General features: G+C 60.9%; 21 protein-coding genes and 1 pseudogene. 13 read left to right on the top strand and 9 right to left on the bottom strand.

Annotated features, from left to right (window positions below):
• The first annotated feature begins 202 nt into the window (after positions 1–202).
• Positions 203–538: a hypothetical protein gene (locus PSH96_RS03220; RefSeq protein ID WP_305457461.1), complete on the top strand. Its 336-nt coding sequence runs from the start codon at positions 203–205 to the stop codon at positions 536–538.
• A 428-nt stretch (positions 539–966) separates the two neighbouring features.
• On the opposite strand, the gene PSH96_RS03215 is transcribed toward PSH96_RS03220, so the two are convergent.
• From PSH96_RS03215 to PSH96_RS03200, 4 genes are read right to left on the bottom strand one after another with little or no spacing between them, the layout of a single operon-like run.
• Positions 967–1,524 (bottom strand): DUF4136 domain-containing protein, encoded by a 558-nt coding sequence (locus PSH96_RS03215; protein ID WP_305457459.1) that lies wholly within the window; start codon positions 1,522–1,524, stop codon positions 967–969.
• 45 nt (positions 1,525–1,569) lie between these two features.
• Complete coding sequence (locus PSH96_RS03210; protein WP_305457457.1) at positions 1,570–2,172, bottom strand: DUF4136 domain-containing protein; 603 nt, start codon at positions 2,170–2,172, stop codon at positions 1,570–1,572.
• 24 nt (positions 2,173–2,196) lie between these two features.
• Entirely contained in the window at positions 2,197–2,946 is a 750-nt protein-coding gene (locus PSH96_RS03205) for a methyltransferase (protein WP_305457456.1), read from the bottom strand.
• Complete coding sequence (locus PSH96_RS03200) at positions 2,939–3,247, bottom strand: MazG-like family protein (RefSeq protein ID WP_305457454.1); 309 nt, start codon at positions 3,245–3,247, stop codon at positions 2,939–2,941. The genes PSH96_RS03205 and PSH96_RS03200 overlap by 8 nt, the downstream gene beginning before the upstream one ends.
• Positions 3,248–3,401: 154 nt before the next feature.
• On the opposite strand from PSH96_RS03200, the gene PSH96_RS03195 reads away from it, so the two are divergent.
• The 3 genes from PSH96_RS03195 to PSH96_RS03185 all read left to right on the top strand — a co-directional run bounded on the left by PSH96_RS03195 (position 3,402) and on the right by PSH96_RS03185 (position 5,589).
• Complete coding sequence (locus PSH96_RS03195; protein ID WP_017136733.1) at positions 3,402–3,695, top strand: hypothetical protein; 294 nt, start codon at positions 3,402–3,404, stop codon at positions 3,693–3,695.
• Between the two features lie 3 nt (positions 3,696–3,698).
• Positions 3,699–5,042: an MATE family efflux transporter gene (locus tag PSH96_RS03190; protein WP_305457451.1), complete on the top strand. Its 1,344-nt coding sequence runs from the start codon at positions 3,699–3,701 to the stop codon at positions 5,040–5,042.
• A gap of 118 nt (positions 5,043–5,160) precedes the next feature.
• Entirely contained in the window at positions 5,161–5,589 is a 429-nt protein-coding gene (locus tag PSH96_RS03185; protein ID WP_305457449.1) for a hypothetical protein, read from the top strand.
• Positions 5,590–5,597: 8 nt separating this feature from the next.
• Here the strand turns inward: PSH96_RS03185 and PSH96_RS03180 are convergent, their stop codons facing one another.
• From PSH96_RS03180 to PSH96_RS03160, 5 genes are all read right to left on the bottom strand, one after another.
• Complete coding sequence (locus PSH96_RS03180; RefSeq protein ID WP_305457447.1) at positions 5,598–6,461, bottom strand: alpha/beta hydrolase; 864 nt, start codon at positions 6,459–6,461, stop codon at positions 5,598–5,600.
• A 136-nt stretch (positions 6,462–6,597) separates the two neighbouring features.
• A complete protein-coding gene (speA, locus tag PSH96_RS03175) occupies positions 6,598–8,511 on the bottom strand; it encodes an arginine decarboxylase (protein ID WP_056860452.1) in 1,914 nt (637 codons plus the stop codon).
• Between the two features lie 213 nt (positions 8,512–8,724).
• Complete coding sequence (locus PSH96_RS03170; protein ID WP_012722004.1) at positions 8,725–9,096, bottom strand: translation initiation factor Sui1; 372 nt, start codon at positions 9,094–9,096, stop codon at positions 8,725–8,727.
• A 183-nt stretch (positions 9,097–9,279) separates the two neighbouring features.
• On the bottom strand, positions 9,280–9,816 hold the full coding sequence (locus PSH96_RS03165; RefSeq protein ID WP_305457444.1) for an NUDIX hydrolase: 537 nt from the start codon (positions 9,814–9,816) through the stop codon (positions 9,280–9,282).
• Between the two features lie 2 nt (positions 9,817–9,818).
• A complete protein-coding gene (locus tag PSH96_RS03160) occupies positions 9,819–10,796 on the bottom strand; it encodes a DUF2333 family protein (RefSeq protein WP_370694347.1) in 978 nt (325 codons plus the stop codon).
• Between the two features lie 389 nt (positions 10,797–11,185).
• Here PSH96_RS03160 and PSH96_RS03155 point away from each other — a divergent pair, with 389 nt between their 5' ends.
• The 9 genes and pseudogenes from PSH96_RS03155 to fis all read left to right on the top strand — a co-directional run bounded on the left by PSH96_RS03155 (position 11,186) and on the right by fis (position 21,361).
• Positions 11,186–12,856, top strand: coding sequence for a PleD family two-component system response regulator (locus PSH96_RS03155; protein WP_305457440.1), 1,671 nt, complete (start codon positions 11,186–11,188; stop codon positions 12,854–12,856).
• Between the two features lie 1,499 nt (positions 12,857–14,355).
• A pseudogene (locus tag PSH96_RS29485) lies at positions 14,356–14,871 on the top strand (methyl-accepting chemotaxis protein); the annotation flags it as partial.
• A 253-nt stretch (positions 14,872–15,124) separates the two neighbouring features.
• Positions 15,125–15,580: a type II 3-dehydroquinate dehydratase gene (gene aroQ / locus PSH96_RS03145; protein ID WP_056860456.1), complete on the top strand. Its 456-nt coding sequence runs from the start codon at positions 15,125–15,127 to the stop codon at positions 15,578–15,580.
• Between the two features lie 24 nt (positions 15,581–15,604).
• On the top strand, positions 15,605–16,066 hold the full coding sequence (gene accB / locus PSH96_RS03140; protein WP_017136744.1) for an acetyl-CoA carboxylase biotin carboxyl carrier protein: 462 nt from the start codon (positions 15,605–15,607) through the stop codon (positions 16,064–16,066).
• A gap of 17 nt (positions 16,067–16,083) precedes the next feature.
• A complete protein-coding gene (gene accC / locus PSH96_RS03135) occupies positions 16,084–17,445 on the top strand; it encodes an acetyl-CoA carboxylase biotin carboxylase subunit (RefSeq protein WP_017136745.1) in 1,362 nt (453 codons plus the stop codon).
• Positions 17,446–17,727: 282 nt separating this feature from the next.
• Complete coding sequence (prmA, locus tag PSH96_RS03130) at positions 17,728–18,606, top strand: 50S ribosomal protein L11 methyltransferase (protein WP_069786891.1); 879 nt, start codon at positions 17,728–17,730, stop codon at positions 18,604–18,606.
• A gap of 30 nt (positions 18,607–18,636) precedes the next feature.
• Complete coding sequence (locus tag PSH96_RS03125) at positions 18,637–19,845, top strand: DUF3426 domain-containing protein (RefSeq protein WP_305457436.1); 1,209 nt, start codon at positions 18,637–18,639, stop codon at positions 19,843–19,845.
• A gap of 185 nt (positions 19,846–20,030) precedes the next feature.
• Complete coding sequence (gene dusB, locus PSH96_RS03120) at positions 20,031–21,044, top strand: tRNA dihydrouridine synthase DusB (RefSeq protein ID WP_305457434.1); 1,014 nt, start codon at positions 20,031–20,033, stop codon at positions 21,042–21,044.
• A complete protein-coding gene (gene fis, locus PSH96_RS03115; RefSeq protein ID WP_003221275.1) occupies positions 21,041–21,361 on the top strand; it encodes a DNA-binding transcriptional regulator Fis in 321 nt (106 codons plus the stop codon). The genes dusB and fis overlap by 4 nt, the downstream gene beginning before the upstream one ends.
• Positions 21,362–21,413: the final 52 nt, after the last annotated feature.

The following is a 21,413-nucleotide window of genomic DNA, read 5'->3' as shown; positions in this document are numbered from 1 at the left end:
CAGCGGCTCACTTTTTGAAGGACCAAAAAGTAAGCAAAAAGTCCTCGCCCCAACACTCGGTGCCTCGCTGTGGCTCGGCATGCCCGCAATCCGACAATGATTTGGGGGGCCGCCGCGATGGGCCATCCTTGGCCCAGCGCGGCTAAACCGGCATCCCTGCCGGTTTACCCCCCAAATCACTGTCGAATTCCGGCCATCGTGTTTGACGGGGCGATTTCAGATCAAGATCAAAAGCGCACATCAAAAGACCGCTGACTTCGTCATCGAAAAGGATGTAAGGGCCAGAGCAACAGCAACAGCAACAGCAACAGCAACAGCAACAGCAACAGCAACAGCAACAGCAACAGCAGAGCCATACTCGGTCAAAGGTGGGAGCTGGCTTGCCTGCGATGGCATCAACTCGGTGTACCTGATACACCAAGGTGTCTGCATCGCAGGCAAGCCAGCTCCCACAGAAAAGCAGATCCCAGGTGTATGCAAATCCGCGTTTGCTTTTGATTCAACCACTCAGGTCGGCTTTCAGGCCGCCGTGCTGTAGATCTTGATCTTGCTTTTGATCTGAGGCGCCCCGTTAACCACGATGGCCGAACGCAGGCTTGAATCCGTGGGTAACCCGGCAGGACGCCGGGTTAGCCGCGCTGGGCCAAGGATGGCCCATCGCGGCGGCCCACGGATTCAAACCGGAGTGCGGGCATGCCGAGCCTAGGCGAGGCACCGAGTGGTGGGGCGAAGACCTTTTGGTTACTTTTGGGGCGTTTGCCAAAAGTGACCCGCTGTAAGAGCGGAACCATAGGCCGCCGTAACCTAAATAACGGATATGCCCCCAAGATAAAACAGCCCAACACCACAGACGCCAATATTTGTGTAAATACCTATGCCGCGATGGCGACAGATCAGTCAATACATCGGTGACTGACAGACCGCTATCGCGGGCAAGCCCGCTCCCACAGGGGTTTGTGCTGGCCTTTAGCGCGGTGGGTAGTTGGAGAGGATCTTGCTCACGGTACTGCGAACGGCGTCACTGCGATCCTGCGGGTTCGGCGTGCTGGCCATCATCTGCTCGTCGCTGCCACGCCACACCAGTTTGCCGTCCTTGCCGTCGAGCAGGTCGATCTGGATGGTCGCCACTTTATAAGTGATGTTGCGCGTTTCGTTGTACATCGGCCCGCCCCAGTAACCATTCCACGGGCCGCCCCAGGCTCCGCCGTAGTTGGTGGTGACTTGTTGCTGGCGGTCTTCGACGATCAGGTAGGCCTGCACATTCAGGTCGGCCTTGGCACCTGCGGCTGCGGGGCGCAGGCCGCGTTGGTCGAGTTGCTCACCCACGGCCTGGCGGATGCGTTGCTCGGTGAGGTCGCTCTTGATCCGTGGATCATCCGGGCGGTATTGCAGCGCCGGGTCTTTCCAGGCCCAGTTGCGGTAGGCGCCAAAATCACGGCTGGCATCAAAGTCGTGGTTGACTTGGCTGGTCTGGCAGCCACTCAACAAGACCACCACAGCAAGAGCAGCAAGGCGACGAAACATGGGTGTTCTCCAAAAGACGGAATAAGCCTGAGATGAGAATAGCGGCTAACTGGGTGGATAAGCGCTCATTGCCTTCTGCATCGCTTCGCGCAATGCATCAGCGCGTTCGCTCAGGCTGCCCTGGCTGCTGGTTTCGGCGCTGGTGCTCCATACCGGCTGACGCGTGCGGGCATCGAACAGGCTCACGCGTGCCACCGCCACCGTCACCTCATACGTGCGTACCACCGGCACCGTGTTGTACATGCCGTAGCCATTGCCATAGCGGTTATAGCCGCCGTAGCCGTAGCCGTAATCGTCCTGCACCTGGCGCAGGCGTTTTTCCAGGCGCACATCGGCGGTCACCAGCAGGTCGGGAGCGCGGTTGTCATGCAAGGGGCGCAAGCCGCGCTGGTCGAGGGCGCCGCTGACCGCTTCGGCGATTTGCGCCGAATCGGCCCAGGCCGTGCCCGCCGGCAGTTGGCCGTTGAGCCAGCCCCAACTGCGGTAGGCACCATAGTCGCGCACCGGCGCCGGGTAGGCACTGGCATCAAAGGTATTCGCCGCCTGGGCCGGAGCCGGCGGCATCGGGGCCGAGGCGGCCACGTAGGGGTTGGGCGTGGAGCAAGCACTCAAGCCCAGCGATAACAGAACCAAACAGAGACGACGCATTTCGACCTCCGCAGACTGGGCCGCTTAAACCGGACGGCAGACCCAGTGCAAATAACGCCCAAGCCCGGCAAAGCTTGGGTGACGACGGTGAGCGAGTTCCATCTCCAACAAATCCTGCAGATCGGCGCGGGCCTGGAATTCCACCGGCATGTAGTCGTGGAACACCCGCACGCCACTTTGGCTTTCGACCTGCCAAAGCCCTTCGAGTTGCGCCGCCAGTTCCCGTGGGTCGAGCGGTTGTTGCGGGGTAAGGCTTTGCTTCTCGCCGGCCATGTCGTTCTTGCGCATTTTGCGGAAATGGCCTTTGAGCAGGTTGCGGTAAATCAGCGCATCACGGTTGTAGAACGCCAGCGACAGCCAGCCGCCGGGCACCGTGAGCTGGTGCAGCACCGGCAGGATCGCGTGAGGTTCGGCCAGCCATTCGAGCACGGCGTGGCACAGCACCAGGTCGTAAGGCTCGGTGAGCTGGCCGAGCAATTGCTGCCAGGGCGCGTGGATAAAGGTCGCGGTCTGCCCCGCCTCGGCAAAGCGTTGACGGGCGCCTTCAAGCATCGGCTCGGCGGGTTCGGCCAGGGTCACGTGATGACCACGCTCGGCCAGCCACAGCGACATATGCCCCAGGCCCGCGCCGATATCCAGCACGCGCAGCGGGCGCTCGGGCAAGGCTTCAGTCAGGTCGGCCTGCAACACCGCCAGGCGAATCGCACCTTTGGCGCCGCCGTAGATCTTCTCGGCAAAGCGCGTGGCCAACTGGTCAAAGTGACGGTCACTCATGGGCGAACCGCCGTTCGCTGTCGGCCAGTTTGGCGCGTACCACTTCGTTCATGTCCAGCCCCAGCTCACTGCACAGCAACAGCAGGTACAGCACGATATCGCCGACTTCCTGCCCGGCGTGGGCGAGTGCGTCCGCCGGCAGCTGGCGCGACTGGTCTTCGGTCAGCCACTGGAAGATTTCCACCAGCTCGGACATTTCCACACTGGCGGCCATGGCCAGGTTTTTAGGGCTGTGGAAGCGCTTCCAGTCGTTGGTATCACGAATACGGTGCAAGCGTTCGGTGAGGTGTTCGAGGTTCATGCGGGGGCTCCTGAAGGTGTATAGCTTCGGGCGGATGCCGGGCGAAGGCAAGTGAATCCCTGTAACGCATCAACCTCTATGCTAAAAGGGAACTCGCTTGGTGTAATAACGACCAAAGGCTCAGCGACGCCCACCTCTTCATCAGGACACACACATGCAGGTAGAAAGCTTTTTCGAATGGTTGGGCCAGGCACTGGGTTCCGTCATCCGCTTTATCGTCGACGGGCTCAGCGGGTTGTTCGGCGCCTTGACCCATGCAGGCGGCAATTTTATTGAAGGCCTGTCGCGCACATTGGGCATGGACACCTCGATCATCAGCATCGCCGCCCTGATCATCGGGTTGATGTTGCTGTACTCGGCGGTGCGTGCGTTTATGCGGGCATCGATCATTATGGGCATTATCTGGTTGATGCTGGGGCTGTGGTTGCTCAGTTGGGTTGTGCATTAATACTTGAAAACGCTCACCCTGCTGACTGATTGGCGCGACCGCCCCACCCATCGCCGCGTCTGGGCATTGGCGGCGCCGATGATCTTGTCGAACATCTCGGTGCCGCTGGTGGCCCTGGTGGACAGCATGGTCATCGGCCACCTGCCCCACGCCCATCAACTCGGCGCTGTGGCCGTGGGCGCCAGCCTGTATACCTTCCTGGCCTGGGCCATGGGCTTTCTGCGCATGGGTTCTACCGGGTTTGCCGCACAAGCCGCCGGGCGCGGGGATGGCGCGGCGCTCAGGCAAATCCTGCTGCAAGGTTTGCTGCTGGCGCTGGGGCTGGCGATGCTGCTGGGCACGGTAGGCATTCCGCTGAGCCATCTGGCACTTGAGTGGATGCAGCCCTCGCCCGAGCTGAACCAGCTGACTCGCGATTTTTTCCACACGCGGTTGTTCGGCCTGCCCGCCGCGCTGGCCAGCTACGCCTTGGTCGGCTGGTTCCTCGGCACGCAAAACGCCCGCGCACCACTGGCTATCCTGTTGACCACCAACCTGGTCAACATCGCCTTGAACCTGTGGTTTGTACTCGGCCTGGATTGGGGTGTGGTCGGCTCCGCACGCGCCTCCGTTATCGCCGAATGGACCGGCGCCCTGCTCGGCCTGGCTCTCACGCAAAAAGCCTTGCGTGCGTATCCCGGGCAGATCGCCTGGGCGGCATTAAAGCGGTGGCAAAGCTGGCGCCCACTGCTGGCGGTGAACCGCGATATCTTCATCCGCAGCCTGGCGCTGCAATCAGTGTTTTTCATGATCACGGTGCAAGGCGCCCGTCTGGGCGATGCCACCGTGGCGGCCAATGCGCTGTTGCTCAACGGCCTGCTGTTGACCGCCCACGCCCTCGACGGTTTAGCCCACGCAGTGGAAGCCCTGTGCGGGCACGCCATCGGTGCGCATGATCGCCAGGCGTTGCGCCGCTCGCTGGTGGTTGCCTGTGGCTGGTCATTGATTGCCAGTGTGGGGTTCGCGCTGCTGTTCACCTTCGCCGGGCACCTGTTTATCGCCATGCAAACCGACATCCCGAGCGTGCGTGAAACCGCCGATACTTACCTGCCCTACCTGGCGGTGCTGCCGTTGATTGCGGTGTGGAGCTACCTGCTGGACGGCCTGTTCATCGGCGCCACTCGTGCGCGGGAGATGCGCAATGGCATGCTGCTGACCGTGGTGATACTGCTGCCCTTCGCGTGGTTGTTACAGGGCTACGGCAACCACGGGCTGTGGATAAGTTTCCTGGTGTTCATGGCCCTGCGCAGCCTCACGCTGTGTGCAATCGCCTGGCGGCTGAACAAACGTAATCAATGGTTGGGGTAATTCGCCCTGTCAGTTCTCACAGGTTACAACGCTGACGTTCCGGCGTTGAATGGAGATCGCGCCTGAAGAGTCTTTAGCTTCAGGCTGCGATCACCTTTCAACTCAAGGAAGACCCCATATGAGCAACAACACCTACTGGATTATCGGCGCGTTGATAGTGGTCGTATTGATAGCTGTCGCCGTCCTTCGTAAGTCCAAGAAGAAAAAAGCCAAGCCCCTAACCGAAACCGTCGCCGAACCGCCTGTCCAGGTTCCGCCAGTCACTCCAAACACGGGCGAATGGACGCTCAAACTGGATGACGATCCGTCCGCACTCCCCACGCAGCCCGTCATCCCGGCAGGCGTGGAGATTGTGAATCAAACGAACTTTCACATCGTCGTGACACAACTGGGCATCAGAGCGACGGTCCCCCCACAGGGTCGAACACTGACGGAGAATGACGATGGCTGGACAGTCAGCCCTTCAGCGCAAAACACGCTGCTGTCTGTCGCGATGGAGAAAAGCAGCCCCGAAAGCTCGGCCAAGTACACCCTGATAATCCGGTAAATACAGCCTCACTGGCCTGGAGGGGAGCGGATAAATGCCGTGACCTGATCCAGCACCGGCGCCAGCCAGCGCAATGGCTTGGCAATGGACGCTACTAATGTCGCGTGGCTGGTTCTGGTGAAGTAAAACGTCTCGACCGGCACACCCGCTTCGAGCAGTTTCTTCGCCAGCCCGCCCGTGTTGCGCGTGGGGTTGACCAGCGTGTCGCTCACCGAGGCGATCAACAGGCTCGGCGGTGCGTCATGGCTGATGTGGTTGATGGGCTGGGAGTCGGGCGGTGAGTCCGGGAAGAAAAATACCGGGCGCACATCGCGGTTTTCAATCGGCAGGAAGTCATAGGGCCCGGCCAGGCCGATCCAGCCCTTGAGCATCGAGGGTGACAGCTTGACCTCATTCAGCCAACGCGCATCCAGTGCCAACATCGAGGCGTTATAGGCGCCGGAGCTATGGCCCATCAGGTAGAGCTGCTTGGGGTCGGCGCCGTACTCGGCGATGTGTTGGTGAGTCCAGGCCACCGCTTGGGCGCCGTCCTGGAGAAAAGCGGGGTAACGCACTTGCGGGTAGAGCCGGTAGTCCGCGATCACTACCACAATGCCACGTGAGGCCAGGGCTTCGCCGACAAAACCGTAATCATCTTTGGAGCCGCTGTTCCAGCTGCCACCGTAGAAAAACACCACGACCGGGGCGTTGGGCAAGGCGATGACGGGGCGATAGATATCGAGCTGCTGACGCGGGTCAGGGCCGTAGGCGATGGATGAGGTTTTAGTGAACGTGCTGGAAGGGGTGAGTACGTTGAGCACTTTGATCGGGGAGCAGGCCGACAGGCATGCGGCGACTGCCAGGGTGAGCGCTTGCAGCCATTTGCTCGACATCGTTCAGACCTCGCACAGAAGGTACGACCAAACGAAAATCCAATTGTGGGAGCTGGCTTGCCTGCGATGGCGGTGTGTCAGCCCTGAATGTGCTGACTGATACACCGCCATCGCGGGCAAGCCCGCTCCCACATTGTTATGAGGACAGGTAGGACGAACGCGTCAGGCCAAGACGCAACGCATCCAGGAACTGCGTACGCTCGCTGGCACTGATCTTCGCGCTGGCGCACTTGTCACGGTAGTGCGTCATCAACTCCTCCGGCGACAAGTGCACATAGCGCAGCATGTCTTCGATGGTGTCGTGGGTTTCGATCCCGGCGCTGTACACCGAACCGTCTTCACGCTGGTAGATGTTCACCGAGTCGGTGTCACCGAACAGGTTGTGCATGTCACCAAGGATTTCTTGATACGCACCGACCAGGAAGATGCCCAGCAAGTAGTCTTCGCCTTCGTTCAAACCGTGCACCGGCAGGCTGGTCTCGATGCTCTGCTCGTCGACGTATTGCTTGATCTTGCCGTCGGAGTCGCAGGTCAGGTCTTGCAGCACGGCGCGGCGCAGCGGCTCTTCGTCGAGACGGTGCAGCGGCAGAATCGGCAACACCTGGCCGATCGCCCAGGTGTCCGGCAGGCTCTGGAACACCGAGAAGTTGCAGATGTATTTGTCGGCCAGCTTGTCGTTGAGCTCATCCAGCACTTGGCGGTGCGAGCGCTGGCGGGCTTTGAGCGAGTTGTGCAGGCGACGGCACACGGCGAAGTAGCACTGTTCGGCCAGGGCTTTTTCCGCCAGGGTCAGCTTGCCGTCGGCGTACTGGGTAGCCACATCGCTCATATAGTGAGTGGCGCGCCAGTAAGTCTCGGTGACCATTTCGATGTCGGTCGGGCCCAGCAGGTCGACCAGCCACTGCACGGTTTCCGGCAGGCTTTCCTTGTTCTCGATCTGCGGGATTTCGTCGTTGTGTTTTTCAACGTCGGTGACTTGCACCACCAGCATGGCGTGGTGGGCGGTCAGGGAACGGCCGCTTTCGGAGAAGATGTGCGGGTGCGGCAGGCTCTGCGCGTCGCAGAATTCCTTGAGCATGCCCACGACCACACCGGCGTAATCGTCCATGTCGTAGTTGATCGAACTGGCGTTACGCGAGTGCGTGCCGTCGTAGTCCACGCCCAGGCCACCGCCCACGTCGATGTGATCGACCGGCAGGCCGAGGTTGCGCAGTTCGCCGTAGTAACGAATGGCTTCCTTGAAACCGTGCTGGTAGTCGGCCAGGTTGGCGATCTGCGAACCCATATGAAAGTGCAGCAGGCGGATGCCCTGGTCCAGGCCGGCAGCGCGGAAGCGCTCGACCACCGACAGCAATTGCGCCGCCGACAAACCGAACTTGGACTTCTCGCCACCGGTGTCCGCCCATTTGCTCGACGCCAGCGACGACAAACGCACCCGCAGGCCAACCTGCGGCTTGACCTTGAGGCTTGCAGCCTCTTCGATCACCAGGCCGACTTCGGATTCTTTCTCAATCACGATAAACACATTGTGACCAAGCTTCTGGCCCATCAGCGCCAGGCGGATGAACTCACGGTCTTTGTAACCGTTGCAGACGATGGTGCCGCCCTTCGGCGCCAGGGCCAGCACGGCCAGCAGCTCAGGCTTGGAGCCGGCTTCCAGGCCGATCGACACGTTCTGGGTGGCGATGATGTTCTCGATCACCGCTTCCTGCTGGTTCACCTTGATCGGGTACAGCGCGGTGTACTTGCTCTGGTATTCCAGGCGCTCGATGTTGGAATCGAACGCGCCGGTCAGTTGGCGTACACGGTCTTGCAGGATGTCGGGAAAACGCACCAGCAGCGGCAAGGACAGGCCGCTTTTGCGCAGCTCGTCGACTTGCTCGTACAGATCAACCGGCGTGCTGTTCGGGCCGTTCGGACGGACTTCAACGCGACCGGCATCATTGATCGCGAAATACCCGGCCCCCCAATGGCGAATCCCATAAACACTGCGGCTGTCCGCAACTGTCCATTGGCTGCCATCGTCTTTGCGTGTGCGTCGTACGGACATCGAAGTCCCCTATATAAAGTCGAAGATCACCACACCCTTCTTGCAAGGCTGGCGAAGTCTAAAGAATGAAAATGACGATTTGCCTGTAAGGAAGGTAGACCCCACTCGCAGGGCAGAGTTTAGACACCGGTCAGGAACAGGCTCTGTGAAAACCATGGAGACGAGCGTTCGCGTTCAGCAAAGCGGTCATCGGGGTGGGTTTCACAGAGGCGGCTAGCCGCCGGATTTCTTCGCCTTGTAACCCAGCTTGATCAGCTCGGCCAACAGCAACTCGACGTGATCGCCCTGGATCTCGATGACGCCGTCTTTCAACGCGCCACCGGTGCCACAGCGCTTTTTCAGCGTGGTAGCGAGTTCCTTCAGGGCCTCTTCGGCCAGGGGCACGCCGGTGATGGTGGTCACCGTCTTGCCGCCACGGCCCTTGCTCTCGCGTCGTACGCGGGCAATACCGTCGCCTTCAGGAATCAGGGTCTGTTTGCAGGTACACGAATCCACGGGCTGACGACAGTCCGGGCAGTGTCGACCTGCGTCGGTGGAAAATACCAGGCCACCAAGGGCGGCGAAGGATGCGGCTTTTTTGGCCACCGGCAATCCTCTTGGGAGGACAAAGACTGATCGGTATTCGCTAAGGCGACTTACCGACCGCGAAGCCCCACTCAGGCAGGGGCAGCGCTACCGAAACGCCAAGGCGGTTCGGGTGAAAAGGCGCGCAGTGTAACGGCAAAAAGCCGGCTTGCTAAGGGCCAAATAGCGCCAATTTATGCAACTTTAGCGACGTGAGGCCAGATAGCGCCGCAAGCCCTCTTGAGCATCCGGGCAGTAAGGCTTTTGTTCGGCTTCCTGCAGGACCGTTTCAAGGGGCAGAAACCGCGCTTCCATGACCTCCTCGGGCTGCAAGCGCAACGGGCCGTCCCACACTGCCGAGTAAGATTTGCACCAGAGCCGGCTGCCTTCCTCCTCGAAGTAGAAGTGGTCATGCTCGACCAATTCCACACCGCCAACCCCGAGTTCTTCTTCCAGCTCACGGGCCGCCGAAACCGCGTAGGTCTCGCCCGCAGCCACCATGCCGCCCGCCGCTGTGTCCCAAAAGCCTGGGTACAGGGCTTTGCTCAGGGTGCGTCGGTGCACACACAGCTCACCGGCGGTGTTGAACAGAAAAATAAAGGTGCACCGGCCGATCAGGCCGCGCTGGCGCAGGTCGGACCTGACGAGGTGACCGAGCAGGTTGTCCTGCTCGTCGACCCAGCAGATCAGTTCAGCATCAGAGGCCGCACGGTGTGCGGCCTCCTTTTGAGTAGCGTCCATCATCACCCCTGGTTGAGGAGCTGACGCAAATCTATAACTGCAGCGTTTGCCCGGGAAATATAGTTGGCCATGACCAACGAGTGGTTGGCGAGGATGCCAAAGCCACTGCCGTTAAGAATCATAGGACTCCAAACCGGTTCCTGCGAGGCTTCCAGCTCGCGAATGATCTGACGCACGCTGACGGTGGCGTTTTTCTTGGCCAGCACGTCGGCGAAGTCGACTTCAATCGCGCGCAGCAAGTGCGACAAGGCCCACGCCTGGCCACGGGCTTCGTAGAACACGTTGTCGATCTGCATCCATGGGGTTTCCACCACTTCTTCATCGACCTGCGGCACTTCACCCGGCGCCAGCGCTTCGGTTTTCAGTGCGGTGTTCAATTTTACCCGGCCTACGCTGGCCGACAGGCGTTGCGACAACGAACCCAGGCGCGTGGCGACATCACCCAGCCAGTTGTTCAGGTTGTCGGCGCGGGCATAGAACAGCGCGCCCCTCTGGTTCGGGTCGGACAGGCGCGCTTCGTAGCGGCTCAGGGAGTTGATGCCTTCCTGGTATTCCGACTCGCTGGACGGCAGCACCCAGCTCTTGTTGTCGAAGTTGAAGCGCGGTTCAGCCTTGGCCAAATCTGCGTCTTCAGCCGACTGCGACTGCGAACGGGCAAAGTCTTTACGCAGGGCGCGCGTCAGGTCGCGCACTTGCACCAGCACGCCGTATTCCCAGCTCGGCATGTTGTCCATCCACAGGCCTGGCGGGAAACGGTCGTTGGAAATGTAGCCACCGGGCTTGTTCAGCAAGGTGCCGACCACGGTCTTGAGGGTTTCGACGGTGGTGTAGCCAATCACCATCTGCTTGCCTTCCTTCTCGGCGGCAAGCTGGGCGTTTTGCTGGACCGGGAACAGCGCCGGCTCTTCGCTCCAGTACCAACCCAGGCCGCCGGTGACCAACAGGTACAAGACCAGCACGCTGAGCAGCGCTTTGCTCATCAGCAGGTTGCGAAAGTAGCCGCGTTGGGTCGACTTTGGCTCAGGGGCGGGGCCTTTGGCACTGCCTGCACGGTTTTTCCAGTCCAGCATGGCGATATCCTTTCAATCACTTGAGTTCATGCACGTCAATTGTCCGGGTGCGGTCAAACACTCCGACCACAACCCTACCCCATCGTGCCCATCGGCGCGGGGCTTTTAACCGAAAGTGGCAGGTGGCAGGCGTTCGACTATAAAGGATGCACGCTTTTTACGCAGCGCGACCATTGAGTCGATAAATGAATACCCAAGACTTGTACTTAATTGACGTATGACACTCATGCAACAGAAAAGAGGTGCTAGCATAGAGCCATCAGTCGACCTCAGCATGCACCCTCACTAGTAGTCAGGATATGACCGAGCCAGAAGACCCCAGCCGTGAGCGTCTCAAGCACCATTTTGCCCAGCGGGTAATTCATCAGGCACGTCAAATTCTTGAGATCTGGCAACGCCTGCAACGCAGCGAATGGTCGAACACCGATTTGTCCGAACTCAGCGAAGCCAACCTGCGCCTGCTGCGCTTTGCCGAGCGCTTCGAACAGCCGGAACACGGCCAACTGGCGCGGCACATCGGCGAATCGCTCAAGGCCGTAGACGACAATCGCGGCCGCCTGAGCAGCCAGGTCATCACCGAACTCAACCGCCTGATGCAACGCTTGTCCCGCACCGGCCTGCGCCAGGGCGATCAGTTGGAACAAACCTTCCTGCCGCCGATGCGCAAGCCCATCTACGTGATGCTGGCCGATCACGACCGCGCCGAACGCCTGGCCAAACAGCTGGAATTCTTTGGCATGAGCGCCCAGTCCCTGGACAGTGTGGCGGCGTTTCGCGCCTCCCTGGCCGAGCGCCTGCCGTCAGCGATTGTGATGGATGTGGACTTCTGCGGCGCGGGCCTGGGCCTCAAGCTGGCCGCCGAAGCCCAGGAAGGCCTCGAGCAAAAGCTGCCGCTGCTGTTTTTCAGCCTGCACGAAACCGACACGCCAACGCGCCTGGCCGCCGTGCGCGCCGGTGGCCAGGAGTTCCTCACCGGCACCCTGGAAGCGTCGAGCCTCTTGGAAAAGATCGAAGTGCTGACCTGCGTCGCGCAGTACGAACCCTATAAAGTGCTGATCATTGATGACTCGCGGGCCCAGGCGCTGCACACCGAGCGCCTGCTCAACAGCGCCGGTATCGTCACGCGCACCTTGATCGAACCGATCCAGGCCATGGCCGAACTGGCGGATTTCCAGCCGGACCTGATCATCCTCGACATGTATATGCCTGCCTGCACCGGCACCGAACTGGCCAAGGTGATCCGCCACAACGACCGCTACGTCAGTGTGCCGATCATCTACCTGTCGGCCGAAGACGACCTGGATAAGCAGCTGGACGCCATGAGCGAAGGCGGCGACGACTTCCTCACCAAGCCGATCAAACCACGCCACCTGATCACCACCGTGCGCAACCGCGCCGCACGCGCCCGCAACCTCAAGGCGCGAATGGTGCGCGACAGCCTTACCGGGTTGTACAACCACACTCACATCCTGCAATTGCTCGAAGACTGCAGCTTCCGCGCCCGCCGCGAGAACAAGCCGCTGAGTTTTGCGATGCTCGACATCGACCACTTCAAGCGCGTCAATGACAGCCACGGCCACCCCATGGGCGACCGTGTGATCAAGAGCCTGGCGCTGTTTCTCAAACAGCGCCTGCGCAAGACCGACTACATCGGCCGCTACGGCGGCGAAGAGTTCGCCATTGTGATGCCCGACACCGACCTGGAATCGGCCTGCAAGGTGCTGGACGAAATCCGTGGGCGCTTTGCCGAAATTCACTACCCGGCCCAGCCGCAGGATTTGTGGTGCACCTTCAGCGCCGGGCTGGTGGAGCTGTGCGACGATTCCGACAGCCTGATGATGGCCGCCCAGGCCGACGAGGCGCTGTACCGCGCCAAGAACGCAGGACGCAACCGCGTGCAAGCCGCTCGCACATCAAAGCAAAGTGCCATCTTTTCACCGGAATCCACCGAATCCGTCATAACTTTGTAATGGAAACGCAATAACTTCAGGCACTTATCTTTTGCTGTCGGTTGAAACCACGCATGCGCCTGAAGCTGCTGACCAATCTCAATACCCTTCTGCTGGTGGCCGTGTGCCTGGCCCTTGGGGCCACGCTTTGGTGGTCGCAACGCGCACTGGAACGGCCTTATCTGCTGATGGAACGCTATCTGGGCCTGTCGCAGACCTTTCAGAACCAGGCCGCGCGCAACATTGACGACTACCTGTCCAGCGGCGATGCCCTGCGTTTGAGCAGCGCCAGTCAAAGCCTGGAAAACCTGTTGCAGCATCTGGACGAGTTGCCGCAAGACCTTGCGCAGAACCTGCGCCCCAGCCTGGTGGATCTGGACACCTTCAGCAAAACCGAGCTGCTCGCCGCCGGCAAACTGGCGGGCGACCCGCAAGCCCTGTTGCTGCAAGCCGAACGTGAGCTGGGCGCGAACCTGGAGCAACTGAGCCAATACGCCACGGGCGCCCACTCACCGGACGCCGCTCGCTACCTGCCGCCCTTGCTGGCCGCGTCCCAGCACCTGGGCAAACTGTCCCTGGCCCGCGACAAGCTGGTCAGCAGCGGGCGCGCGGAGTTGGCCGATGACGTGGAGCGCGAAGTCGCCAGTATCCGTACCCAGGCCGACGTGTTGGCGGCGTTGCCATTGCTGGGCGTCAAGGCCAGCAGCGAATCCGGCGCCGATGATTTTTCCGCCATGATGGGCCTGGAAAACACCACAAAAACCGAAGCCCAGGACACTGGCGTCGACCTCAAGCGCGAGCTCAACAGCCTGTTGACCCGCTACCCCGCCGAACTCCAGCGTACCCGCGAGCAAATCCAGCAGCGCACCGCACTGGCCGCCGCGACCCATTTGAAAATCGCCGCCGTGCAGCAGGCCATCTCCGGCCTGGAGCCGGTGGTGCGTGCCCAACACGCCAAAATCCAGGGCGAAGTTCGCCTGCTGCAAGGCGTGATGATCGGCCTGATCCTGCTGATTGCCCTGCTGATCGACACCCTGCAACGGCGCCTGGCGCGGGTGCTGACCAACCTGGCGCCAGCCCTGTCGACCTGGGCCGAAGGTGATTTCAGCCAGCCGATTGCGTTGGGCAAGACCAACCGCGAACTGCACGATATTGAAGCCTCGCTGAACCGCTTGCGCGCGTATCTGGTGGACCTGGTGGGCACCATTCGCGGGAATGCCGAAGAAGTCGCCGGTAGCAGTCGCGCTCTGGCCGAGCTGAGCAGTGGCTTGCATGATGGTGCGCAGCGCCAAGCGGGTGATACCGCACAGATCCGCGACTCTTTGGGCGAGCTGGAAGCCACCATCCAGCAAGTGGCCGGCGACGCCAGCCAAGCTGCGGGTGCCAGCCGTAGTGCGGGCCTGGCCGTGGAACAAGGCCAACGGGTGATCGGCCTGAGCCTCACCGGCTTGCATGCGCTGGTGGGTGAAGTGCAACAAAACGCGCAGATGATCGAAAAACTCGCGGAAGAATCCGCCACCATCGGCGGTGTGCTCACCGTGATTCGCTCGATTGCCGACCAGACCAACCTGCTGGCCCTCAACGCCGCCATCGAGGCTGCCCGCGCCGGGGAAGCCGGGCGTGGATTTGCCGTGGTGGCTGACGAAGTGCGCACCCTGGCCCAACGCACGGCGGGCGCCACCGCTGAAATCCAGGGGTTGATTACCGGCCTGCAAAGCGCCGCCCATCAGTCGGTGCAGGGCATGCGCGCCCAGGTCGAACACGCCGAGGCCACCGCCCAGCAGGCCCAGGCGGCCGACGGCGCGCTGGATGAAATCGTCGGGGCGATCCAGACCATCTCCGACACTGCCGTGCGCATCGCCGATGTGACCGCGCAGCAGAGTGGCGCCGTCAGTGAGATTCGTGACAACAGCGAGCGGATTCACCAGCTGGGCGAGGATAATTTGCTGCGCATCGGCCAAGGACGTAGCCAGGGTGAGCATTTGCTGGAACTGGGTGGGCAACTGAACACTGCCGTGCAGGCGTTTCGCGTCTGACAGCCCTATGAAGATCAACTGTGGGAGCTGGCTTGCCTGCGATAGCGGTGTGTCAGTTAACACATTCGGTTCTGATCCGCCGCTATCGCAGGCAAGCCAGCTCCCACACTGACCAAATCCAGCCTCACAGTCACAAATTTTGCGCAATCATCGCTAATCGTGCCGCCTACTGCATAGAACTGGACAGTCACAAAGGCTTTGCGGCATAGTCGCCGAGTTCTGACGCACCCACATCAATAACAAGGAACAGCCGATGGCGACCTTTCTGGTTCTTCACGGACCCAACCTGAACCTGCTTGGCACCCGCGAACCGGGCGTCTACGGGGCGGTGACCCTGGAACAGATCAACCTTGATCTGGAACGCCGGGCGCGTGAAGCCGGCCACCATTTGCTGTACCTGCAAAGCAATGCCGAGTACGAATTGATTGATCGCATCCATGCCGCGCGTGGCGAAGGCGTGGACTTTATCCTGATCAATCCCGCCGCTTTTACGCATACAAGTGTTGCATTACGTGACGCGCTGCTGGCGGTGAGCATCCCATTTATCGAAGTGCATTTGTCGAACGTGCACAAACGCGAAGCTTTCCGCCATCACTCCTACTTCTCCGACGTAGCGGTAGGTGTGATCTGCGGCCTTGGCGCCAGCGGTTACCGACTGGCCCTGGAGGCCGCCCTGGAACAACTTGAACAACCGGCCAAGCGCCCCTGACCGACCCTTGGGAGTTGATGATTCATGGATATCCGTAAAGTTAAGAAACTGATCGAACTGCTGGAAGAATCCGGTATCGACGAGCTGGAAATCAAGGAAGGCGAAGAATCCGTACGGATCAGCCGCCACAGCAAGACCCCGGCTCAACAGTTCTACGCGCCACAGATGCAAGCACCTGCTCCGGCTGCCGCACCTGCCGCCGCCCCCGCTGCTGCCGCTGCACCGGCCGCCCCAGCCGCGCCTGCGCTGAACGGCTTCGTGGTCAAGTCGCCAATGGTCGGTACCTTCTACCGCACCCCGGCACCGACCTCGCCAGCCTTCGTTGAAGTCGGCGCAACCGTGAAAGTGGGCGACACCATCTGCATCGTTGAAGCGATGAAAATGATGAACCACATCACTGCTGAAAAAGCCGGCGTCATCGAATCCATCCTGGTAGAAAACGGTCAGCCGGTTGAGTACGACCAGCCGCTGTTCACCATCGTTTGAACCGCGGAGCGCCTTCGATGTTGAAACCTGCGAAGAAACTGCAAAAAGTCCTGATCGCCAACCGCGGCGAGATCGCGCTGCGTATCCTGCGCGCCTGTAAGGAAGAGGGCATCAAGACCGTCGCTGTTTACTCGACGGCCGATACCGAATTGATGCACGTGAAACTGGCGGACGAAAGCATTTGCATCGGCCCGCCACTGGCCACGAACTCGTACCTGAAAGTCTCGAACATCATCGCGGCCGCTGAAGTGACCGGCGCTGATGGCATCCACCCAGGCTACGGCTTCCTCGCGGAAAACGCCGATTTCGCCGAACAGGTGGAAAAATCCGGCTTCGCCTTCATCGGCCCTAAAGCCGAAACCATCCGCTTGATGGGCGACAAGGTGTCGGCCAAGGACGCCATGATCGCAGCCGGCGTGCCAACCGTTCCAGGCTCCGACGGCCCACTGCCGGAAGACGAGGCAACCGCCCTGCGCATTGGTCGCGAAGTCGGTTACCCGGTGATCATCAAGGCCGCCGGTGGCGGTGGTGGTCGCGGCATGCGTGTGGTGCACAAGGAAGAAGACCTGATCGAAGCCGCCAAGCAAACCCGCTCCGAAGCGGCTGCCTGGTTCGGCAACCCGATGGTCTACCTGGAGAAGTACCTGACCAACCCACGTCACGTGGAAGTGCAGGTACTGTCCGACGGCCAGGGCCACGCCATCCACTTGGGCGACCGCGATTGCTCGTTGCAACGTCGTCACCAGAAGGTGTTGGAAGAAGCTCCGGCACCGGGCCTGGACGAAACCGCGCGCCAGGAAGTACTGGCTCGCTGCGTCAAGGCGTGCATCGACATCAATTACCGTGGCGCCGGTACCTTTGAGTTCCTCTACGAGAACGGCCGCTTCTACTTCATCGAGATGAACACTCGTGTGCAGGTAGAGCATCCGGTTTCGGAGATGGTCACCGGTATCGACATCGTCAAGGAGATGCTGAGCATCGCCGCCGGCAACGTGCTGTCCTTCACCCAGGACGACGTGAAGATCCACGGCCACTCCCTGGAGTGCCGGATCAACGCCGAAGACCCGAAAACCTTTATCCCAAGCCCTGGCCTGGTCAAGCATTTCCACGCGCCGGGCGGCAACGGCGTGCGTGTGGATTCGCACCTGTACAGCGGCTACAAGGTTCCGTCCAACTACGACTCGCTGATCGGCAAGCTGATCACCTGGGGCGCCACCCGCGACGAGGCCATGGCCCGTATGCGCAATGCCCTGGACGAAATCGTGGTTGACGGCATCAAGACCAACATCCCGCTGCATCGGGATCTGGTCCGCGATGAAGGCTTCTGCGAAGGTGGTGTGAACATTCACTACCTGGAACACAAGCTGGCCAACCAGTAAGTGCTCCACCCAACAAAGCCGCCTTAGGGCGGCTTTGTTGTTTGTGGGCCCGCAAGAACACCGCTGAACCCATGTGTGCGGGCGAGTGTGGGAGCCGGGCTTGTGTGGGAGCTGGCTTGCCTGCGATAGCATCACCGCTGTCTGACAGACAGAACGCAGCGCCTGCATCGCAGGCAAGCCAGCTCCCACATAAGCCCGCTCGCCACACACTCGCCGCTCGCGTAAACTTGCGCGCTTTCGCGACCCTGCCGTCGCACACTCATTTTTTCAAAGGTGCCCGCCATGCCTTGGCTGCAAGTCCGTCTCGCCATCAGCCCAGAACAAGCCGAAACCTACGAAGACGCTTTCCTCGAAGTCGGCGCCGTGTCGGTGACCTTCATGGATGCCGAAGACCAGCCGATCTTCGAACCGGAACTCAATACCACGCCGCTGTGGTCCCACACCCACCTGCTGGCCCTGTTCGAAGACGGCACCGATGCCGCCGCCGTGCTGGCCCATATGCAATTGCTCACTGGCAGCCCGCTGCCCGAGCATCACAGCGAAGTGATCGAAGACCAGGACTGGGAACGCAGCTGGATGGACAACTTCCAGCCGATGCGTTTCGGCCAGCGCCTGTGGATCGTGCCAAGCTGGCACGCCGCGCCTGAGCCGAATGCCGTCAACTTGCTGCTGGACCCGGGCCTGGCGTTCGGCACCGGTACTCACCCTACCACCGCGCTGTGCCTGGAATGGCTGGACGGCCAGGACCTGAGCGACTGCAACGTACTGGACTTTGGCTGCGGCTCGGGGATTCTGGCGATTGCCGCGCTGCTGCTGGGCGCCAAGGAAGCCGTCGGCACCGACATCGACGTGCAAGCCCTGGAAGCTTCCCGCGATAACGCCGGGCGCAATAACATTGCTGAAGGCAAATTCCCACTCTACCTGCCACAAGATTTGCCCCAGGTGCAGGCCGATGTGCTGGTGGCCAATATCCTCGCCGGCCCGCTGGTGTCGTTGGCGCCGCAGCTGTCGAGCCTGGTCAAGCCGGGCGGCCGCCTGGCGCTGTCGGGCATCCTCGCCGAGCAAGGCGAAGACGTGGCCGCTGCCTACGCCAAGGATTTCGAGCTGGACCCGATCGCCAACCGTGATGGCTGGGTACGCATCAGTGGTCGTCGGCGCTAGAATGAGCGCTTGCCTGAATCGGATGGCCGCATGACCGACAGTTTCGTCACCCAGTGCCCACACTGCCAAGCCCGTTTTCGCGTCAGCCACGCACAACTGAGTGTGGCCCGTGGCGTGGTGCGCTGTGGCTCGTGCCTGCAAGTGTTCAACGCCGCTCGCCAGTTGCTGGAGCAGCGCGGCCAGGTGCCTGCGCCTGAGCAGCCGGCCGCCGCCGAGAAAGCCGCCGAGCCGAGCGCCGAGGCCCCACGGGCCATCAGCCAGAAGCAGTGGAACGCCGAAGAACTGGACCTGGACAACCTGGACCTGGATGAAGAACTGGCCAAGCTGGAACGTCGCCAGGCCAGCGCCGACCGTCGCCAACCGGAAGATGCCCTGAGCGCCACCCGCGGCACCGCCAGGGCCGAAGAAGAACAGTGGGCCGCCAGCCTGTTCAGTGAACCGCCCGAGGAACGCACCCCAGCGCCCGAGGACGAGCCGGAACCGGCCACTGCGACACGTCAGCGCACCGAACCCTCCATGTCGTTTCGCCTTGACGACATCGACGATGAACCGCCACTGCGCTCAGCACCCCACGTTGAAGACGACGATATCGACCCGCCGTTCACGCCACTGACCCGGGCCCTGGACGAACCGGAATCCGAAGATCGCCCGCAAGCGCGTCGCAAACGCCCGCGCCCCGAGGTGAGTGTTCACGATGACGTGCTCCAGGACCTGGAAGACGACCCGCTGCACCTTTATGCGCAAAAGCGTCCAACCGGCTGGGGCCGTCGCCTGATCTGGATCCTGCTGGTGCTGATCGCCGCCGCCGGCCTGGCAGGCCAGTACATCGCGTACCAATTCGACGACCTGGCCCGCCAGGATGCCTATCGCCCATGGTTCCAGCAGCTGTGCCCGTCACTGGGTTGCACGGTGCCATCGCGGGTCGATATTGCCCATATCAAGAGCAGCAACCTGGTGGTGCGCAGCAACCCGGAGTTTGCCGGGGCGCTGGTGGTGGATGCGATCATCTACAACCGGGCGACGTTCTCCCAGCCCTTCCCGTTGCTGGAACTGCGTTTTGCCGACATGAACGGCGGTCTGATCGCCAGCCGCCGCTTCAAGCCCGGTGAATACCTGAGCGGTGAATTGGCCGGCGTGAGCGAAATGCCATCGCAGACGCCGATCCACATCTCCCTGGACATCCTTGACCCAGGCAATAAAGCCGTGAATTACAGCCTGAGTTTTCACTCGCCCGAGTGAGCCGGCGCAGGTTCTGAGGTTTGACGGCAAATTATTGACTTTGCGTTGCGCAACCAAACCGGCGGCGATAAAGAAGTAACTGTTCAGATTTTATCCAATTCAGCCTTTATCCAGTCATCGAGAGCGGGTATCATGCCAACCCTTTTTCGAACTCTAATGATCCGGCCCCACAACAGGGAAGTCCTATGTCGGCGGTACGCATCGGCCCATACACATTGCCAAACGGCTTGATCCTCGCCCCGATGGCGGGCGTCACCGACCAGCCCTTTCGTCAGCTGTGCAAGCGTTTGGGCGCGGGTCTAGTAGTCTCTGAAATGGTCACCAGCGACATGAGCTTGTGGAACACCCGCAAATCGCGGATGCGCATGATCCACGAAGGTGATCCCGAGCCCCGCTCGGTGCAGATCGCCGGTGGTGATGCGCAAATGCTGGCGGATGCGGCCCGAGCCAACGTGGAGTTGGGCGCACAGATTATCGACATCAACATGGGCTGCCCGGCCAAGAAGGTCTGCAACAAGGCCGCCGGTTCCGCATTGTTGAAAGATGAGCAGTTGGTAGCCGAGATCCTGCAGGCCGTTGTCGCCGCAGTGGATGTGCCGGTCACCCTGAAGATTCGTACCGGCTGGGACCGGGACAACAAAAATGGCCTGACCGTGGCGAAGATCGCTGAACAGGCCGGGATTACAGCCCTGGCGGTGCATGGCCGCACCCGCGCCGACCTTTACACCGGTGAAGCCGAGTACGACACCATTGCCGCGATCAAGCAGGCGGTGTCGATGCCGGTCTTTGCCAATGGCGATATCGACTCAGCCGAAAAAGCCCGGCGCGTGCTGCACGCCACCGGTGCCGATGGCTTGTTGATTGGCCGGGCCGCCCAGGGGCGACCATGGATTTTTCGTGAGATCGAACATTTTCTGCGTACCGGCGACGTCTTGCCGGCACCGGAGTTGATCGAGGTGGAACGTATTCTGCTAGAGCATCTGGCCGCCCTGCACGCCTTCTATGGAGACGTGATGGGAGTACGCATTGCTCGCAAGCATGTCGGCTGGTATCTCGCCACCTTGCCGGGCGCCAAGGAAATGCGCGCTCAGTTCAATCGTTTGGATGAAACGCAGGCACAGGTCGCCACCGTTCGTGAGTTCTTCGCCGAACGTGACAAGAGCCTGGGAACAGGGGATGGAGAGGGGGTGGCCGCATGACGATGATGACCGAGACTTTAGTGAGTGGAACTGCACCCGTGAGCGACAACGTCAATTTGAAACAGCACCTCAACACGCCGAGCGAAGAAGGTCAGACCCTTCGTGGGAGTGTCGAGAAGGCGCTGCACAATTATTTCGCCCACCTTGAGGGCGCTTCCGTCACGGATGTGTACAACCTGGTGCTCTCCGAAGTCGAGGCGCCGTTGCTCGAAAGCGTGATGAACTACGTCAAGGGCAACCAGACCAAAGCCAGTGAGCTGCTGGGCCTCAACCGTGGCACCTTGCGCAAAAAGCTCAAGCAGTACGATTTGCTGTAAGCATTCAATCAAACCAGAAAGGCGCCCGCGTAAAAACGGTCGCCTTTTTTGC

The sequence above is a fragment of the Pseudomonas sp. FP2338 genome (assembly GCF_030687515.1).
GTDB classification, from domain to species: domain Bacteria; phylum Pseudomonadota; class Gammaproteobacteria; order Pseudomonadales; family Pseudomonadaceae; genus Aquipseudomonas; species Aquipseudomonas salomonii.
Note: the sequence above shows the minus strand (reverse complement) of the source record. Positions and strands in the feature narration are given on the sequence as shown.

What these genes read in the sequence shown, in the direction of transcription:
- PSH96_RS03215 (WP_305457459.1), bottom strand. Translation starts at nt 1,524, where the DNA reads ATGTTTCGTCGCCTTGCTGCTCTTGCTGTGGTGGTCTTGTTGAGTGGC.
- PSH96_RS03210 (WP_305457457.1), bottom strand. Translation starts at nt 2,172, where the DNA reads ATGCGTCGTCTCTGTTTGGTTCTGTTATCGCTGGGCTTGAGTGCTTGC.
- PSH96_RS03205 (WP_305457456.1), bottom strand. Translation starts at nt 2,946, where the DNA reads ATGAGTGACCGTCACTTTGACCAGTTGGCCACGCGCTTTGCCGAGAAG.
- PSH96_RS03200 (WP_305457454.1), bottom strand. Translation starts at nt 3,247, where the DNA reads ATGAACCTCGAACACCTCACCGAACGCTTGCACCGTATTCGTGATACC.
- PSH96_RS03195 (WP_017136733.1), top strand. Translation starts at nt 3,402, where the DNA reads ATGCAGGTAGAAAGCTTTTTCGAATGGTTGGGCCAGGCACTGGGTTCC.
- PSH96_RS03185 (WP_305457449.1), top strand. Translation starts at nt 5,161, where the DNA reads ATGAGCAACAACACCTACTGGATTATCGGCGCGTTGATAGTGGTCGTA.
- PSH96_RS03180 (WP_305457447.1), bottom strand. Translation starts at nt 6,461, where the DNA reads ATGTCGAGCAAATGGCTGCAAGCGCTCACCCTGGCAGTCGCCGCATGC.
- speA (WP_056860452.1), bottom strand. Translation starts at nt 8,511, where the DNA reads ATGTCCGTACGACGCACACGCAAAGACGATGGCAGCCAATGGACAGTT.
- PSH96_RS03165 (WP_305457444.1), bottom strand. Translation starts at nt 9,816, where the DNA reads ATGGACGCTACTCAAAAGGAGGCCGCACACCGTGCGGCCTCTGATGCT.
- PSH96_RS03160 (WP_370694347.1), bottom strand. Translation starts at nt 10,796, where the DNA reads ATGAGCAAAGCGCTGCTCAGCGTGCTGGTCTTGTACCTGTTGGTCACC.
- PSH96_RS03155 (WP_305457440.1), top strand. Translation starts at nt 11,186, where the DNA reads ATGACCGAGCCAGAAGACCCCAGCCGTGAGCGTCTCAAGCACCATTTT.
- aroQ (WP_056860456.1), top strand. Translation starts at nt 15,125, where the DNA reads ATGGCGACCTTTCTGGTTCTTCACGGACCCAACCTGAACCTGCTTGGC.
- accB (WP_017136744.1), top strand. Translation starts at nt 15,605, where the DNA reads ATGGATATCCGTAAAGTTAAGAAACTGATCGAACTGCTGGAAGAATCC.
- accC (WP_017136745.1), top strand. Translation starts at nt 16,084, where the DNA reads ATGTTGAAACCTGCGAAGAAACTGCAAAAAGTCCTGATCGCCAACCGC.
- prmA (WP_069786891.1), top strand. Translation starts at nt 17,728, where the DNA reads ATGCCTTGGCTGCAAGTCCGTCTCGCCATCAGCCCAGAACAAGCCGAA.
- PSH96_RS03125 (WP_305457436.1), top strand. Translation starts at nt 18,637, where the DNA reads ATGACCGACAGTTTCGTCACCCAGTGCCCACACTGCCAAGCCCGTTTT.
- dusB (WP_305457434.1), top strand. Translation starts at nt 20,031, where the DNA reads ATGTCGGCGGTACGCATCGGCCCATACACATTGCCAAACGGCTTGATC.
- fis (WP_003221275.1), top strand. Translation starts at nt 21,041, where the DNA reads ATGACGATGATGACCGAGACTTTAGTGAGTGGAACTGCACCCGTGAGC.